The organism is [Clostridium] scindens ATCC 35704 (assembly GCF_004295125.1).
Taxonomy (GTDB): Bacteria; Bacillota; Clostridia; order Lachnospirales; family Lachnospiraceae; genus Clostridium_AP; species Clostridium_AP scindens.
Genome location: NZ_CP036170.1, coordinates 1,793,426 through 1,810,572 on the forward strand (window position 1 = coordinate 1,793,426; position 17,147 = coordinate 1,810,572).

General features: G+C 48.3%; 14 protein-coding genes and 1 pseudogene. 14 read left to right on the forward strand and 1 reads right to left on the reverse strand.

What is annotated here, in order from left to right:
* Positions 1–33: 33 nt before the first annotated feature.
* Positions 34–1,215: an IS91 family transposase gene (locus tag HDCHBGLK_RS09195; RefSeq protein ID WP_039909242.1), complete on the reverse strand. Its 1,182-nt coding sequence runs from the start codon at positions 1,213–1,215 to the stop codon at positions 34–36.
* Between the two features lie 723 nt (positions 1,216–1,938).
* Here HDCHBGLK_RS09195 and HDCHBGLK_RS09200 point away from each other — a divergent pair.
* The 14 genes and pseudogenes from HDCHBGLK_RS09200 to HDCHBGLK_RS09265 all read left to right on the forward strand — a co-directional run bounded on the left by HDCHBGLK_RS09200 (position 1,939) and on the right by HDCHBGLK_RS09265 (position 17,135).
* Entirely contained in the window at positions 1,939–2,325 is a 387-nt protein-coding gene (locus HDCHBGLK_RS09200) for a plasmid mobilization protein (protein ID WP_004605489.1), read from the forward strand.
* A 220-nt stretch (positions 2,326–2,545) separates the two neighbouring features.
* Complete coding sequence (locus tag HDCHBGLK_RS09205; RefSeq protein WP_405054993.1) at positions 2,546–2,746, forward strand: hypothetical protein; 201 nt, start codon at positions 2,546–2,548, stop codon at positions 2,744–2,746.
* Positions 2,730–3,407 (forward strand): replication initiator protein A, encoded by a 678-nt coding sequence (locus HDCHBGLK_RS09210; protein ID WP_039909371.1) that lies wholly within the window; start codon positions 2,730–2,732, stop codon positions 3,405–3,407. The genes HDCHBGLK_RS09205 and HDCHBGLK_RS09210 overlap by 17 nt, the downstream gene beginning before the upstream one ends.
* The gene (locus HDCHBGLK_RS09215; RefSeq protein WP_004605492.1) at positions 3,404–4,258 is read left to right on the forward strand and encodes an ATP-binding protein; all 855 of its coding nucleotides are present in this window, start codon (positions 3,404–3,406) and stop codon (positions 4,256–4,258) included. Before HDCHBGLK_RS09210 ends, HDCHBGLK_RS09215 begins: the two co-directional genes overlap by 4 nt.
* Complete coding sequence (locus tag HDCHBGLK_RS09220; protein WP_004605493.1) at positions 4,259–4,453, forward strand: DUF6462 family protein; 195 nt, start codon at positions 4,259–4,261, stop codon at positions 4,451–4,453.
* Positions 4,454–4,534: 81 nt separating this feature from the next.
* Positions 4,535–5,773 (forward strand): site-specific integrase, encoded by a 1,239-nt coding sequence (locus HDCHBGLK_RS09225; RefSeq protein ID WP_004605495.1) that lies wholly within the window; start codon positions 4,535–4,537, stop codon positions 5,771–5,773.
* A gap of 398 nt (positions 5,774–6,171) precedes the next feature.
* Positions 6,172–8,766: an ATP-dependent chaperone ClpB gene (gene clpB, locus HDCHBGLK_RS09230; protein ID WP_004605496.1), complete on the forward strand. Its 2,595-nt coding sequence runs from the start codon at positions 6,172–6,174 to the stop codon at positions 8,764–8,766.
* Positions 8,754–9,950: a DNA polymerase Y family protein gene (locus HDCHBGLK_RS09235; protein WP_334290406.1), complete on the forward strand. Its 1,197-nt coding sequence runs from the start codon at positions 8,754–8,756 to the stop codon at positions 9,948–9,950. The genes clpB and HDCHBGLK_RS09235 overlap by 13 nt, the downstream gene beginning before the upstream one ends.
* A gap of 104 nt (positions 9,951–10,054) precedes the next feature.
* Entirely contained in the window at positions 10,055–10,924 is an 870-nt protein-coding gene (locus HDCHBGLK_RS09240; protein WP_039909360.1) for a YitT family protein, read from the forward strand.
* A 295-nt stretch (positions 10,925–11,219) separates the two neighbouring features.
* Positions 11,220–12,685: pseudogene (locus HDCHBGLK_RS19990) on the forward strand (UDP-N-acetylmuramoyl-L-alanyl-D-glutamate--2,6-diaminopimelate ligase).
* Positions 12,675–14,903, forward strand: a complete 2,229-nt coding sequence (gene priA, locus HDCHBGLK_RS09250; protein ID WP_004605501.1) for a replication restart helicase PriA — start codon at positions 12,675–12,677, stop codon at positions 14,901–14,903. Before HDCHBGLK_RS19990 ends, priA begins: the two are co-directional and overlap by 11 nt.
* Positions 14,904–14,916: 13 nt before the next feature.
* On the forward strand, positions 14,917–15,390 hold the full coding sequence (gene def / locus HDCHBGLK_RS09255) for a peptide deformylase (RefSeq protein WP_039909363.1): 474 nt from the start codon (positions 14,917–14,919) through the stop codon (positions 15,388–15,390).
* Entirely contained in the window at positions 15,391–16,329 is a 939-nt protein-coding gene (fmt, locus tag HDCHBGLK_RS09260) for a methionyl-tRNA formyltransferase (protein WP_004605503.1), read from the forward strand.
* 104 nt (positions 16,330–16,433) lie between these two features.
* Positions 16,434–17,135 carry a zinc metallopeptidase gene (locus HDCHBGLK_RS09265; protein WP_004605504.1) on the forward strand — a complete coding sequence of 234 codons (702 nt, stop codon included), beginning with the start codon at positions 16,434–16,436 and terminating at the stop codon, positions 17,133–17,135.
* Positions 17,136–17,147: the final 12 nt, after the last annotated feature.

Genomic DNA, 17,147 nt, shown 5'->3' on the forward strand with positions numbered 1-17,147 from the left:
TGTGGCCTCCGTTCTTAAGATATATTGAGTTTATCATGAGAAAAGAGGTTTTGGAAGATATGAAAACGAGGCAGGCGAACGACATCTATGTTTTTGCATAGCCTTTTCGTATAATTCATGCAAAGGAACAGGATTATGATTAAAATATAGTTCTAAAAATAGCATGGTTTTTCCACAGTTCGGACATTTTAAAGGATCGTAACCAAAAGAATGTAAGATTGAATCACGCCACCTATTGAGTGAAAGAAAAAAGTTATGTTTTTCTCTGGAAATGGCTTTTCGTAAAAAATTGTCAGAATTACGGTGACGAGCGTAAATACCATAATAGCGAATCATTTTAAAATGTTTTTCAGGGATGTGTTGTGTTAAGCGGTCAATGAATTCCAAAACAGGAACAGTTTCTGTAATAAGTTTATTGTCTTCATGACGGTTGTAATGGAAGGTGACAAAATCACCATCGTAAGAATCAATGCGAGAAGTAGCAATAACAGGTCTGCCAAGATAACGACCGATATATTTGATAACCTGAGAAGGATTACACTTGTTAGGCATGGCGCGAACATAAAAACCATTTTTATCTTTTGCATAGATAGCAGATTTTACTTTTTTGAAAGCTGGACCTATTTTTTGATGGAGTTCATTTAAAAGAGCAGTTTGGAACGCATCACGTAAAAAATGATAGTTAAAATGTTTGAAGTGTCGCCAGGAAAGAGTATTACCAACACCACCTTCAGAAACAAGGCAGTGAATGTGAGGATTCCATTTTAAATCTCTGCCAAAGGTATGAAGGACGCAAATAAATCCAGGAGTAAATAATTCAGATTTATTTTCTTTATGGAACATACGAGAAATCACGCTGTTGACTGCCGAAAAAAGGCAGTTAAGAAGAGAACGGTCTTTAAGAAAAAAAGGCCGCAAAGAATCATCAATGGTAAAAACACAATGCCGATGTTGTACATCAATAATCTTAAAAGACATAGCAGTAGTTCTGTCAATGGAATACATGTTACCACAAGTTGGACAGAAGCGAGAATGACAACGAAAAGCAGTAAATTTGAAATTACCACAATTGGGACAAATATACATGGCGCCACCATAAGATGGATCGCCACAATGAATCATTTTTTCTACATTCTCAACAATAGCATCACGAGGATGTTGAAGATAAATCATTTCTTCATAATGTTCGATAAAAATTTTTTGTAAGATATTCATAAGACCATTATGAAGCAAAATGAAGCAAAAAGAAACCCCTATCCCTCATGATTGAGGGGCAGGGGAGTTGAAGTGTCGAAGACACTATTTTTATAACAGAAATCTATGAATTAAAATCTGGCATCCGGTCAAAAAAGACGGGATGTTTTTTTGTGCACTTTATTAAAAACTTTGTCTCCAAACACTGTATAATCCTCGGATTTCCTTTCTATAAGTGAGGGAAATATTTTTTGAAACAGAAAATTAAAAGATTTTTCGAATCTCCTTGTATTTCTGCCTCTGACAAATGGGTTAAGTGAGGGGATCTTTAAAGAATAAAAAAGATAAGAGTGGATCTGGTTGATAAGAATAAAATTTATTTCTTTTTGACCCTGTATAATGGCCGCTCCCGGTTACGTTAAGTGAGGGGGAAATATTATAGAGCAAGATCCACCCGTGTTAAGCGGTTATGCCATTCCTGGCAATCCTCTAACTTACAGGTTGAGCTCTTGATGGGGATTTTTCCAGAGCAAGATCCACCCCGTAATACACTATCGTGTATTCCTGAGTAGGGCTCTTGCCTGGGATTTCGATTCCCCATACCCTCGATGATCTGCCAATCTGGCAGATATTGGCGTCCACTGGAAAGTGGGACGCAGCACAAAAGGTAGATTCCGGCAGGACTGCCGGTTCTCCCCTTTGTGGTGTTACTGAAGTAACAGAAAAGAGAAGAAAGGAGGAACCATGAGAAAAAAGAGATTAGAACGGGAACTGAACCATCCGCATTTTGTCGGAGTCCGGCTTTCGGATATTGAGCTGGAACTTCTGGACAGGAAGGCGGAGATTCTGGGGGTGTCCAGATCCGAATGCCTGCGGAAACTTTTGGTGGAAAAGGAGATCGTGCATCGAGTAGAAGTGGTCGCCGATATGGATGAACTGCGAAGTCTGGTGGGTGCATATGGAAAGATCGGTGTGAACCTGAATCAGATTGCACGGTACTTCAATACGGGCGGGGAACGTTCGCTGGCTATGGAGGATGAAATCCGTCACTGTATCGCGGAATTATTTGCACTCAGGGAAGAAGTGTTGAAGATGGCAGGGGATTTTGAACGGGATTATCGGGGCGGTTAAAGTAGTCCAGATGAATTGTTCCAAAACGATACCGAAACACGACCAAACAGCGTTTTCTGCCGTCAGACAGGATTAAACCCCAGGCAAATATATTTGAGGTCAAAAAAGCCTGTCGTAAAGGGCAAAAAATGTAAAAAATGATACCGAAACGCGACCATATTTCGTTGTCCTGTACCAGGTACTGGCAGGATGGCAGGAAGGAGGAATGTCTGTGCCGAGAATGAGCAAGAAAAGAAAACAGGAATTGGCTTTTTTTCTCAATGAAAGAGGGCGGGTTGCCCACAATGACACCTGCCGGAAATGTGTTGGAGACTGCAAGCAGAGTTTCCGGACTGCGATTGTCTGTTGCCCCTGCTATGAATCCAAGCGAAGCCGCCGGCGGAAGATCAGACAGAAACAAAAGGATGGATGTGAAGAATAAAGATCAGATGGTATACATGACGGATCAGACCCAGATTCCGGTATATCTTCCTTACCCACGGTTTCTGCTGGAGATGGATCTGACTCAGACAGCCAAGGTCCTGTATGCTCTGTTGCTGGATCGGGCGAGTCTTTCCAGGAAGACAGGGTGGAAGGATGAGGAAGGCCACATTTTTGTGGTTTATCCCATTGCTTATCTGTCTGACGATCTTAGAAAGAGTCACATGACTGTAAAAAAGGCATTGAATGAACTGGAAGAAGCCGGACTTCTGATGAGAAAAAAACAGGGATTTTCAAAACCGAATTTGCTGTATATCAAAATCCCGGCAGAGGGAAAGAAAAGTTTCCCTGTGAAGGATAGAAAAGTATCCCCTAATTACTTAAATAATAGTTACTTGATATATAGTCAAACAAATAAAAAGAGAGAAGCGCGCTCTGCCTATGGCGAATATCACAATGTGTTTCTCTCCGAAACAGAATATGGAGAATTGAAACAGGAGATCCGGGAAATAGACAGGCTGATCGAGGAACTGTCCAGTTATATGCGTTCCAGTGGAAAGCAATATGCTGATCATGCTGTTACCTTGAGAAGATGGGCAGAACGGTCAGCCCCGGTAAAAAACATTCCGGATTATACCTGCAGTGAGGAGGATAGTCTATGAACAAGATGGTAGAAGAAACAGTAAAGAATATGATGCGGCCGAGAGAAAGAACCGGGAAGGATTACATCGGAGAAGACGGGCTCCTGTATTGTGGACAATGCCATGAACCGAAGGAGGCTTATTTCGATCAGGAGAAAATCGGAGTTTTGGGAATAAAAAAACATCCGCGTGAATGTGAGTGCCGGAGACAAAAGAGAAAAGAGGAGGAACAGTACCGGGAACAGCAGCGTCATGAAGCTGTGGTCAGAGAATTGAAGGAAGTTTGTTTTTCAAATAAATCCATGCAGGAATGGACATTTAAGAATGATAAGGGGCTTTCCGAAAATACCGTGCTTGCAAAGTTTTATGTGAAAGACTGGGAAACCATGAAGGCGGAGAATATAGGCTATCTCTTCTGGGGAGCAGTGGGAACCGGGAAAAGTTTTCTGGCAGGCTGTATTGCCAATGCACTGTTGGAACAGGAAATAGCGGTTCGCATGAACAATTTCGCGGAAGTGCTGAATGATCTGTCTGCCAATTATTCAGAGAAGAACACATACATAAAAAATCTGTGCAGAGTTCCGCTGCTGATTCTGGATGATTTTGGAATGGAGAGGGGGACAGAGTACGGACTGGAACAGATCTATGCGGTGATTGACGGCAGATATCGGAGCGGGAAGCCCCTGATCGCGACGACCAATCTGACACTGCAGGAGTTAAAGAATCCGCAGGATACAGCGCATGCCAGGATTTATGACCGGTTGCTGGAGATGTGCGTGCCGGTTCAGTTTAAAGGGGAGAGTTTCCGGAAACGTACGGCTCAGGAAAAGCTGGGACGGATGCAGAAAAGAGTAAAGGAGGAGATGAGGTAAATGAGACAGACAAAAGAAAGAGAGAGCAACTGCCGTCTGGCAGTGGATATTGAAGGTCTGGCCGCGATGCTTTCCTGCGGACAGATGACGGCAAGGAAGATTGCGGAAGATGCGGGAGCCCGGATCACCATCGGCCGCCGGGTATTGTACTCCGTACAGAAAGTGGAGAAATACCTGGAAGCAATAGCGGAATAGAGGAACACAGATGTGCGTGGGGATGGTTTTGTGCTATACTTTTCATAGACAGGACAAGACCATTCTCCACAACAGGGAGGTGTGGAAATTAGAGAAAGGAATGGTTTTGTGGCAAGAAAAGACAATAGAGGAAGAAATCTGAGGACCGGGGAATCCCAGCGCAAGGATGGACTCTATATGTACCGGTACAAAGATGAACGGACTGGCAGACGCCTGGCCGTTTATTCTCCGGATCTGGCTGAACTCAGGAAAAAAGAAAAAGAGATTGAGAAAGACCAGAGCGAAGGAATTCTGACCGATACCCAATGCAAGAACATGACTCTCAATGACCTGTTTGAGATCCACATGGATACCAGAAAGCTGGCAGAGAGTACACAGGCCAATTACAGAAGGATGTGGAACAGTCTTGTGAGGAATGAACTCGGACAGATGAAAGTGGTACAGGTAAGACCATCTCATGTACGCCTGTTTTATTCTCGGCTGAGCAAACAGAAATATTCCCACAGTACCATCAAGTTTCTCCATAATATGATCTTACCGAGCTTTGAGGTGGCTGTAGATGACGATATCATCCGGAAAAATCCGGCCAAGAGAACGCTGGGAGATTATGGAGAACCGGAAAAGAAACGCACCGCCCTGTCCTTTGACCAGCAGAAAAATCTGCTGAACTATGTAAAGAACAGCGAGGTATTCCATATTTATCTGCCGCTTTTACAGGTGATGATCGGAACCGGACTCCGCTGTGGAGAACTGATCGGGCTCACTTGGAAGGACGTAGATCTGAAGACCCGGACCGTATACGTGAATCATCAGCTGATCTATAAGAACTATGGAGACGGGTGTGATTTTCATGTGACCATGCCGAAGACAGAAGCCGGGATCCGGGAGATTCCCATGAGCAAAATGGTGGCAAAAGCCTTTGAGACCCAGAGACGGCTGAATTTTCAGATGGGAATTCCCAGGGATGTGAAGATCGAAGGGCTTTCGAATTTCGTATTCATGAGCAGGAGCGGACGTCCTATGATGCCGACTACTGTGAACTTTATTCTTCGGGATATTGTGAAGGCGTATAATGAGGAAGAAAATGAGCGGGCAAAGCGGGAGAGGAGAAAGCCGGAAGAGCTGCCGCACATCTCCGCCCATATTCTCAGACATACGGCCTGTACCCGGATGGCAGAGACAGATCTGGATATGAAGGTCGTTCAGTATGTAATGGGACATGCGAACATCAGTGTCACGATGGAAGTTTATAACCATATTACAGACCGGTCCAGGATTGAAAAAGAGATTGCGAAGATGGATCTGGTTCAGATCATGTGATGTCTCAGATTTCTTTAAGAATGATTAAAGAACTACTCGCCATGGACCTCATGAACTGCGTTCATTCGGTCGCGGCTGTCGCCTTATAGGTCCAAAACCGGAGCTGCCTTTATGTGAGCAAGCTCCCAAAAGGCACCCCGATTTCGTCCCTGCATGGCTCGTAGTTTTCGCGCAAATTGGTGTAGAAATGGTGTAAAAATGGTGTAGTAAGCCATTTTTTGAAAAAGTTAAAAAATTGGAGACCCTAAAAAAGCCCGTAAAATCAAGCTTTTTGAGGTGTTCTCCAAAAAAATATCAAAAAAAATTAGCACTCACCTCTTGACAGTGCTAATAAATATTGTTATAGTTCTCGTAGAACAACAATAATGCGGATTTCTAGGTGAAGGAGGTTCATCGCTATGAATATAAATAAATTTACGCAAAAGTCACTTCAGGCTGTCCAGGACTGCGAGAAGGTGGCTCTGGAATATGGCAACCAGGAGATCGAGCAGGAGCATCTGCTGTACGCGCTTCTGGTACAGGATGACAGCCTGATCTTAAAGTTGATGGAAAAGATGGGTATAGACAAGAATGCCATGGTCAACCGGGTGGAGGAGGCTATCCGGAAGCGCACGAAGGTGCAGGGAGGCCAGCAGTATGTTGGTCAGGATCTGAATAAGGCTTTGATCCACGCCGAGGACGAGGCTAAGCAGATGGGGGATGAGTATGTATCCGTAGAGCATCTGTTCCTTTCCATGATCAAATATCCGAACAAGGAGGTCAAGACGATCTTCCGCGAGATGGGAGTCAAGCGGGACGACTTCCTGCAGGTGCTGTCCACGGTGAGGGGTAACCAGCGGGTTACAAGCGATAATCCGGAAGACACCTACGATACGCTGAACAAATACGGCTCGGATCTGGTGGAGAGGGCAAGAGACCAGAAACTGGATCCGGTTATCGGACGTGACGCGGAGATCCGCAATCTGGTCCGCATCCTGTCACGCAAGACGAAGAACAACCCGGTGCTCATCGGCGAGCCTGGCGTCGGCAAGACGGCGGTGGTGGAAGGCCTGGCGCAGCGTATCGTGCGCGGGGATGTGCCGGAAGGCTTGAAGGATAAGACCATATTTTCCCTGGATATGGGCGCTCTGGTAGCTGGAGCCAAGTACAGGGGCGAATTTGAGGAACGGCTGAAGGCAGTTCTGGAAGAAGTAAAGAACAGTGACGGCAGAATCATCCTGTTCATTGACGAACTGCACACCATTGTGGGCGCAGGAAAGACGGATGGAGCCATGGATGCCGGGAATATGCTCAAGCCTATGCTGGCCAGAGGAGAACTTCACTGCATCGGTGCCACCACCCTTGATGAGTACCGTCAGTATATCGAGAAGGACGCGGCGCTTGAGCGCCGGTTCCAGCCGGTCATGGTGGATGAGCCTACGGTGGAGGACGCGATCTCTATCCTGCGTGGCCTGAAGGAACGCTATGAAGTATTCCATGGCGTAAAGATCACCGACGGAGCGCTGGTCGCCGCGGCAACGCTGTCTGACCGCTACATCTCCGACCGGTTCCTTCCGGATAAGGCCATCGACCTGGTGGATGAGGCCTGCGCGCTGATCAAGACGGAACTGGATTCCATGCCTGCAGAACTGGATGAGATGCAGCGCAAGATCATGCAGATGGAGATCGAAGCGGCGGCCCTTAAGAAGGAGGATGATCGCCTAAGCAAGGAGCGTCTGGAGCACTTGAACCAGGAACTTGCGGAACTTAGAGAGACATTTGCCGGAAAGAAGGCCCAATGGGACAATGAAAAGGTTGGCATAGAGCGGGTACAGAAGCTGCGCGAGAAGATCGAACAGGTGAACAAAGAGATCGAAAAGGCACAGCAGGCCTATGATCTGAACCGGGCAGCAGAACTTCAGTATGGCAGGCTTCCTCAGCTGCAGAAGCAGCTGGAGGAGGAAGAGACGAAGATTAAGGACGAGGATCGTTCCTTAGTGCATGAGAGCGTCACAGATGAAGAGATCGGAAGAATCGTCTCCCGCTGGACGGGAATCCCGGTCGCCAAGCTTAATGAGAGTGAGCGGAGCAAGACCCTGCATCTGGCGGATGAACTTCATAAAAGAGTAATCGGACAGGATGAAGGGGTAGAACTGGTGACCGAAGCAATTATCCGGTCAAAGGCAGGCATCAAGGATCCGACCAAGCCCATCGGCTCATTTCTGTTCCTTGGCCCTACCGGTGTGGGAAAGACGGAACTTGCTAAGGCGCTGGCTGAGAGCCTGTTCGATGATGAGAGCAACATGGTGCGTATCGACATGAGCGAGTATATGGAGAAGTTTTCCGTATCCAGACTGATCGGGGCGCCTCCGGGATATGTCGGATATGACGAAGGCGGACAGCTGACGGAGGCGGTTCGGAGGAAGCCATATTCCGTGGTCTTGTTCGATGAGATAGAAAAGGCCCATCCGGACGTATTCAACGTACTGCTCCAGGTGCTGGATGACGGGCGGATCACCGATTCCCAGGGACGGACGGTGGACTTTAAGAACACCATCCTGATCATGACATCCAACATCGGCTCCGGCTATCTGCTGGACGGCATCGACGACCATGGCAATATCAGCGAAGACAGCCAGCAGGCAGTCATGGAAGAGTTGAAGGCTCATTTCAGGCCGGAGTTTTTAAACCGTCTGGATGAAATGATTATGTTCAAGCCATTGACGAAAGATAATATTTATGACATTATTGACTTGTTAGTAGCGGATGTGAATCAGCGTCTCGCGGAGAAAGAGATTTGCATTGCCCTCACTGAAGCGGCGAAAAATTACGTGGTAGAAGGCGGCTATGACCCCACCTATGGAGCAAGACCTCTGAAGCGCTATCTGCAGAAGCATGTAGAGACCCTGGCGGCCAGGCTGATGCTTCAAGGAGACGTAGGCGCGCAGGAGACCATTGTAATAGACGCGGAGGATGGCAGATTAACGGCAAGGAGCCAGTCATTGTGTCAATAATATTTCATATCGACGTGAATTCAGCTTACCTTAGCTGGACGACAATAGAAGAATTAAAGAATGGAGGAGAGGTAGACTTAAGGACGATTCCGGCCATCATCGGCGGAGATCAGAAGTCAAGGCATGGCGTAGTGCTGGCCAAGTCGCCTCTTGCCAAACAGTGTGGCATTCGGACAGGGGAACCTGTCGCGAATGCCATTCGTAAATGTCCCGGGCTTGTGATGAGGCCGCCGGACCATAAACTGTACAGACAATACAGCAATATGCTGATGGAGTTCTTAAGAACCTATACAGACCACATCGAGCAGGTAAGCGTGGATGAGTGCTATATGGACTTTACGGAGATTGCGCCCCGCTTTGCGTCTCCGGTGGATGGCGCCCTTAAGATTAAGAACGAGGTATGCCGAAAATTCGGATTCACCGTCAATATCGGCATATCGACCAACAAGCTGCTGGCAAAAATGGCTTCGGACTTTGAGAAGCCCAACAAGGTGCATACGCTGTTCCCGGAGGAGGTCCAGGTGAAGATGTGGCCGCTTCCCGTGAGGGAACTGTATATGGCAGGGCGTTCCAGTGTGGAGACGTTAGAGAAACTGGACATACGTACCATTGGCGATCTGGCATGCACGGATCTGAAGATACTGGAACTGCATCTGAAGAGCCACGGCAGAAAACTCTGGGAATTTGCCAACGGTATCGATCACTCCGAAGTGGCAAGAGAGAAGGCAGAAGCAAAAGGAATCGGGAACTCCACCACGCTTCCCCGGGATGCAAGGACGCAGGTTGAGGCGGAGGCGGTGCTTAAGGCTCTGGCCGGAAGCGTCGGAAGGAGGCTTCGAAAGGCAGGACAGAAAGCGGGGATGCTAAGCGTGGAGATAAAGTACCACACCTTTGAATCCGTATCCCATCAAAGACAGTTGGAAAAGCCGACGAATTTGGATCAGGAGATTTACCAGGTGGCGAGGGAATTGTTTAAGGAATTATGGAATCAGGAGCCCATAAGGCTTCTTGGAATCAGAAGTTCCAAACTGTCAGAGGAGGGAGAGCCGGTGCAGCTTAGCTTATTTGATATTCGCTTTGAGGCGGATCCGAAAAAAGAAAAGAAGGAAAAGATCAATACTGCCCTGGAACAGATCCGTAAAAAGTACGGCAAAGATATCGTCACAAAGGGTCCCCATTCTTGACAGAAAAATATTTCAACGATATACTGATAATCAGAAGAGCAGTTGCGAATTATAAGTTTATAGTTTGCGGATGCTCTTTTTTGGCTGATAAGGAGGTATTTGATATGGGAAAGATAAATTGGAAGGAATGGGGGACGGACATTCTTGTGGATCTATTTGCTGGAATGATCATTGCCATAGGAATCTATAACTTTGCGCTGAATGCTAATTTCCCGGTAGCCGGATTCTCAGGAATTGCCATCATCATGTATCATTTGATCGGGCTCCCGGTGGGAGCCGGGACGATTCTTTTAAATGTTCCGGTGGCAATCTTCTGCTATAAGTTTCTGGGAAGGAGATTTTTTATCAAATCTGTAAAGTCCATGGTTATCTCATCCCTCCTGATGGACTATATCGCGCCGCTGCTCCCGGTATATGAGGGCAGCAGACTTTTGGCGGCGCTGTGTATGGGCGTGCTGTCCGGAGCAGGATATGCGCTGATATTTATGAGAGGCTCATCCACTGGCGGCCAGGATTTCATCAGCGTGGCGATTAAGAAGGTAAAGCCGCATGTTACCCTGGGCATGATCACGTTCGTGCTGGATGTGGCTACTATCGTGCTGGGAAGCGGCCTGGTATTCAAGGATGTGGACGGGTTCATCTATGGCGTGCTCGTTACTTATCTCATGGCGATCGTCATGGACCGGATACTTTATGGCATTGACGAAGGCAAGATGACATTTATTGTGACGGAGCATGGCGAGGAGGTTTCAAAGCACATTGACGCCTATTCCGGCAGAGGCTCCACGATTCTCAGAGGAATGGGAAGTTATTCAAAACAGGAGAAGGACGTGGTAATGTGCGCGTGCAATAACAAGCAGATGTATACGATCAAGAAGATGGTCCATAAGATCGATCCCCAGGCATTTACGATTATTATGGAGTCCAATGAAGTCGTGGGAGAGGGCTTCAAGGAAGAAAGTGGATTAGATTGACAATTCTGCGGCCAAAGGAGTAGAATGTTGTTCCACTGTGCAGAACAGGCGCTGTACGCGTTCAAGCGGGGCAGGCTGAATCAGTATAAATTTTACGGCGTTTCGATGAGAAGGATTCTGTCAGTATTATCGCCGATCGATTAAGGGGGGGGGGAAAATCCAGCCCCCCTTTTTTGACAGTCATTGCAATGATGTGAGCACAATTTAATCTTTGCGGCATCTGGAAATAATGGTATAATGTTGCTATATGGCAACATGGATATTGGAAAGAATGAAATCTTTAGGAGGCTTTTTTATGAAACTGACACAGTTATTGGAACGTCTGGAATACGAGGTCCGTCAGGGCAGCGATGAGGTCGAGGTGACCCAGCTGATCAATGATTCCCGCAAGGTTACAGAAGGGAGCGTCTTCGTATGCATCAGCGGAGCCGTATCAGACGGACATAAATATATTGACGATGTAGCAGCGAAGGGGGCCGCTGCAGTGATCGTGGAGCGCCCGGTAGATGCGCCAAAAGGGCTTACGGTGATTCGCGTGGATGATACCCGGTACGCCCTGGCGCTTATGTCCGCCGCCTACTTCGGATATCCCGCCGAAAAGTTGAAGGTCATCGGTATTACCGGGACGAAGGGCAAGACTACGACCACATACATGGTCAAGTCTATCCTGGAGGGCGTGGGCCACAAAGTAGGCCTGATCGGCACCATTGAGGCCATTATCGGGGATAAGGCCATCCCGGCGAACAATACGACGCCGGAGTCTTATACGATCCATCAGTATTTTGCGCAGATGGCGGAAGCCGGATGCGACAGCGTGGTTATGGAAGTTTCCTCCCAGGGCCTGATGCTTCACAGGACGGCCGGTATCCAGTTTGAGATTGGAATCTTTACGAACCTGGGGAGGATCATATCGGCCCGAACGAGCATAAGGACTTCGAAGATTACAAACGCTGCAAAGGGATCCTGTTTACACAGTGCAATCTGGGAATTGCCAATGTGGATGACAGATGGTATGAAGACGTATTTAAGAATGCCACGTGCAAAGTGGAGACTTTTGGATTCTCGGAGAAGGCAGACCTTCGCGCTACAGACGTGCAGCATATTTCAAGGCCTGGGTATCTGGGAGTTAAGTACCAGGTAAGCGGCCTGATGAACTTTGATGTGGAGATTGATATTCCGGGCGATTTTAGCGTCTACAATTCCTTAACCGCTATCGCGGTGTGCAGGCATTTTGATGTGCCTGTGGAGAATATTAAGACAGCGCTTAAAGTGGCAAAGGTAAAAGGGCGCATCGAGATGGTAAAGGTGTCGGATGACTTTACGCTGATGATCGACTATGCCCACAATGCCATGAGTCTGGAAAGCCTGCTGCTGACCTTGAGGGATTACCATCCGCAGCGCATTGTTACGGTATTCGGCTGCGGCGGCAACCGTTCGAAGACCCGCAGGTATGAGATGGGAGAAGTGGCAGGACGGCTTTCCGATTTTACGGTTATCACATCAGATAATCCGAGGTTTGAGGAACCCCAGGCCATCATTGACGATATTATTGTGGGGATGAAGAAGACGGATGGGAAATATATCTCCATCTGTGACAGGAAAGAGGCCATCAAGTACGTCATCGAGAACGGACAGCCGGGCGACGTTATTATTCTGGCTGGAAAAGGCCATGAGACTTATCAGGAGATCAAGGGCGTCAAGCATGATATGGATGAGCGCGTCCTGATCCGGGAAATATTAGAGGAGTTAGATGTACGCTGATATCATTATTGACATAACACATGAAAAACTGGATAAAGTATTCCAATACAGCATCCCCTCCCATCTCGAGGGGATGCTTAAGGTTGGCACGGAAGTCGTGGTGCCTTTTGGAAGAGGCAATAAAGAGACGAAGGGTTACGTGACCGGATTCTCCAGGGAAGCCGGGTATGATGTAGCAAAGATCAAGCCGGTTGCCGGGATTGCCAAGGATAGCGTGGCGATCGAGTCTAAATTGGTGGCTTTGGCTGCCTGGATGAAGGAGTATTACGGGGGAACCATGATACAGGCGCTTAAGACGGTGATTCCCATCAAGCGTACGGAACGTGTCAAAGAAAAAAGGAGGATCCGCCTGCTGCTTGATGAAGAGGCTGGGAAAAAGGCGCTGGATGTCTACCTTCATAAGAACCAAAAAGCCAGAGCCAGGCTTTTGGCGGCTTTATTGGATGAGCCGGAGCAGGAGTACGAACTTTTGACCAGGAAGCTGAACATCACCAGGGCAGTGGTAAGAGCGCTGGAGGAACAGAAGATCGTGGCGCTTCAATCGGAACAGGTATTTCGCAATCCTGTAAAGCACAAAGTGCGGGAAAGGGAAGAAGTCAGGCTTACGGATGAGCAGCGGCATGCCATCGGCGTATTCTGGGATGACTATAGACAGGGAAAGCGGGAAAACTATCTTGTATATGGGGTTACCGGAAGCGGCAAGACAGAAGTCTATATGGAGATGATTGACAGAGTGCTGAAGGAAGGCGGGCAGGCCATCGTCCTGATCCCGGAGATCGCCCTTACGTATCAGACGGTCATGCGGTTCTATGGGAAGTTTGGCGACCGGGTGTCCATCTTGAATTCCAGGATGTCCCAGGGAGAGCGGTTTGACCAGATGGAACGGGTGAAGGCAGGAGAGGTTGACGTAATGATCGGCCCACGCTCTGCTTTGTTTACGCCATTTCCCAATCTGGGATTGATCGTCATTGATGAAGAGCATGAGACCACCTATAAAAGCGAGCAGGTTCCCAGATACCATGCCAGGGAGACTGCCATGATGCGGGGAAAGATGGAAGGCGCAAGCGTGGTGCTGGGTTCGGCTACTCCATCGCTGGAAGCCTTCTATGGCTGCAAGAGGGGACGCATCAAGATGCTGGAACTTAAGAACAGGGCTACGCTCCGGGAACTGCCTGCGGTGTATGTAGAAGACATGCGTAAGGAGATGAAGGCAGGCAACCGTTCTATTTTAAGCGACCATCTGAAAGAACTGATGGAGGAGCGGCTTAAGAAAAAGGAGCAGATCATGCTTTTTTTGAATCGAAGAGGATATGCGGGCTTTGTTTCTTGCAGAGCCTGCGGATATGTAGTAAAATGTCCTCATTGCGATGTATCCTTATCGGCGCATAAGAATGGGAAGATGGTCTGCCACTACTGTGGATACGAAGAACCCCAAGTTAATCTGTGTCCTTCCTGCGGCTCACCGTATATCGGGGGCTTCAAGGCAGGCACACAGCAGGTTGAAGAACTGGTGAAGCGGCAGTTTCCAAGCGCCAGGGCCCTTCGGATGGATATGGATACCACAAAAGCCAAGGACGGCCATGAAAAGATTCTGGAGACATTCGCTAATGAAGAGGCTGATATTCTGATCGGTACCCAGATGATCGTCAAAGGCCATGATTTTCCTAATGTTACTTTGGTTGGAATCCTGGCAGCGGATATGTCTTTGTATTCCAATGATTACCGGGCAGGCGAGCGGACATTCCAGCTTCTGACCCAGGCGGCCGGAAGGGCCGGAAGAGGAAGCGGCAAAGGGGAAGTCATAATCCAGACCTACAGCCCCCAGCACTACAGCATCCAGATGGCGGCGGCCCAGGATTATGAAGGATTCTATAAAGAAGAGATGGATTACCGGGAATTGATGGGATATCCGCCGGTGGAGCAGCTTCTTGCAGTGCTGATGACAGGGGCGGATGAAAGCATGCTTGAGACGGCGGCCAGATATTTGAAGGAATTCGCGCAGCTTGCGGATAAGGATAAGGAACTTCAGATTATCGGCCCGGCCAGCCCCAATGTGGCAAAGGTGAGCGATGCCTACCGCCGAGTGCTCTACTTAAAAGGCGGGGACTATAAAAGGCTGGTAGAGGCGAAAAACCGGATGGAGCAGTATATAGAAATCAATAAAGGATTTCAGTCGCTGAGAATTCAGTTCGACTTTAATCCCATGAATGTATTTTAGAGGAGAGAAGCGTATGGCAACGAGAAAGATCAGAGAAATCGGAGACGAGGTTTTGACAAAACCATGCAAGGAAGTAACGAAGATAACATTAAGGACCAAAGTACTCATCAATGACATGCTGGATACTATGTATGAGGCGCTTGGCGTAGGATTGGCAGCGCCGCAGGTGGGCGTGCTTAAAAGAATCGTGGTAATCGATGTGGGGGAAGGCCCCATTGTGCTCATTAACCCAGAGATTATAGAGACCTCCGGCGAGCAGTCCGGGGAAGAAGGGTGCCTGAGCGTGCCTGGCAAGTCAGGAATGGTGACGCGCCCGGATTATGTGAAGGTGCGGGCATTGAATGAAGACATGGAAGAGATTGAATTAGAAGGCGAAGGACTTCTTGCGAGAGCGTTCTGTCATGAGATCGACCATCTGGATGGAAGGATGTATGTCGATCTGGTAGAAGGAGAATTGCACGACGTGAATTATGAGGAGGAAGTTTAGATGAAGGTCATATTCATGGGTACGCCGGAGTTTTCTGTGGGAACGTTAAAAGCCCTGGCAGAGGCCGGACATGAGGTGGTGCTGGCAGTCACGCAGCCGGATAAGCCAAAAGGAAGAGGCGGCAGGATGCAGTATCCGCCGGTGAAGGAGATGGCGCTGGAGTATGGGATTCCAGTATTCCAGCCGAAAAAGATCCGTGCGCCGGAGTGCGTAGAAGAACTTCGGAAATATGAGGCGGATATCATGGTAGTCATTGCCTTCGGGCAGATTCTTCCGAAAGAGATTCTTGAGATGACGCCTTATGGCTGCGTCAACGTCCATGCGTCCCTCCTGCCCAAGTACAGAGGGGCCGCGCCGATCCAGTGGGCAGTCATCAACGGGGAGAAGGTCACCGGGGTGACTACGATGCAGATGGATGAGGGACTGGATACCGGGGATATGCTTTTAAAAGAAGAGGTGATACTGGACGAAGAAGAGACCGGAGGAAGCCTGCATGACAAGTTGGCTGAGGCAGGCGCCAGGCTCTGCGTGCGCACCTTAAAGGCTCTGGAAGATGGAAGCGCCGTAAGAGAGAAGCAGGGAGAAAGTCCCACGGAGTATGCAAGGATGCTGACGAAGGAACTGGGCAGCATCGACTGGACCCAAGATGCCTTATCCATCGAGCGTCTGGTCAGAGGCCTGAATCCGTGGCCCAGCGCCTATACGGACTGGAATGGCAAGGTCATGAAGATCTGGGAGGCAAAAGTCATGGAAGGCGAGACGGGCAAGGCTCCCGGAACCATCGTAAAAATAGAAAAAGACGGATTCCTGGTACAGGCAGGAGCGGGACTTCTGAAAATCCTGGAACTGCAGATCCCAGGCAAGAAGCGGATGAAGGCAGACGCGTTTCTGAGAGGCTACCAGGTGGAAGAAGGGTCGATGTTGGCCTCCAATATCTGAGGAAATCATTAATAATTGTTAAATTTGTATGAAAAGACGTTTTTTTGTCGGGTTTTCATATATAATAACAAATATATTTTTTAAAAGCAGGAGGCGTATAAAGTATGTATTATCCTATGTTTTTTGAACCAACATATATGCTGGTCATTATAGGCGTGATCATCTGTCTGTTGGCTTCTTCCAAGATGAAGTCGACATTTAATAAATACTCCCGTGTCAGGAATCATTCCGGCATGACGGGAAGAGAAGCAGCAGAGCAGGTCTTAAGAGGGGCCGGCATCTATGATGTAAGAGTCGAGCATATTTCCGGAGATCTGACAGACCATTATGACCCGAGAACCAAGGTGCTGCGGTTGTCGGATGCCACCTATAATTCTACATCCGTGGCGGCAGTGGGTGTTGCGGCACATGAGTGCGGGCATGCAATCCAGCACGCCACAGGGTACGCGCCGCTTAAGATCCGCGGGGCGCTGGTGCCGGTGGCGAACTTTGGAAGCGCGATAGCATGGCCGCTGATCCTGATCGGCCTGCTTTTTAGCAGCCGGTCGTCCATGCTGTTTTTGAATCTGGGAATTATAGCCTTTTCCTTGGCAGTACTGTTCCAGATTGTCACTCTGCCGGTGGAGTTCAATGCGTCCAGCAGGGCCATCCGTATATTGGGCAGCAGCGGCATGTTATATGAGGATGAAGTAGATGCTACGAAAAAGGTGCTCTCTGCGGCGGCTCTGACGTATGTGGCAGGCGCAGCCTCTGCAATCCTGCAGCTTCTGCGTATTATACTGCTGGCTAACAGCAGAAGGGATTAGATGGAGGAAGAA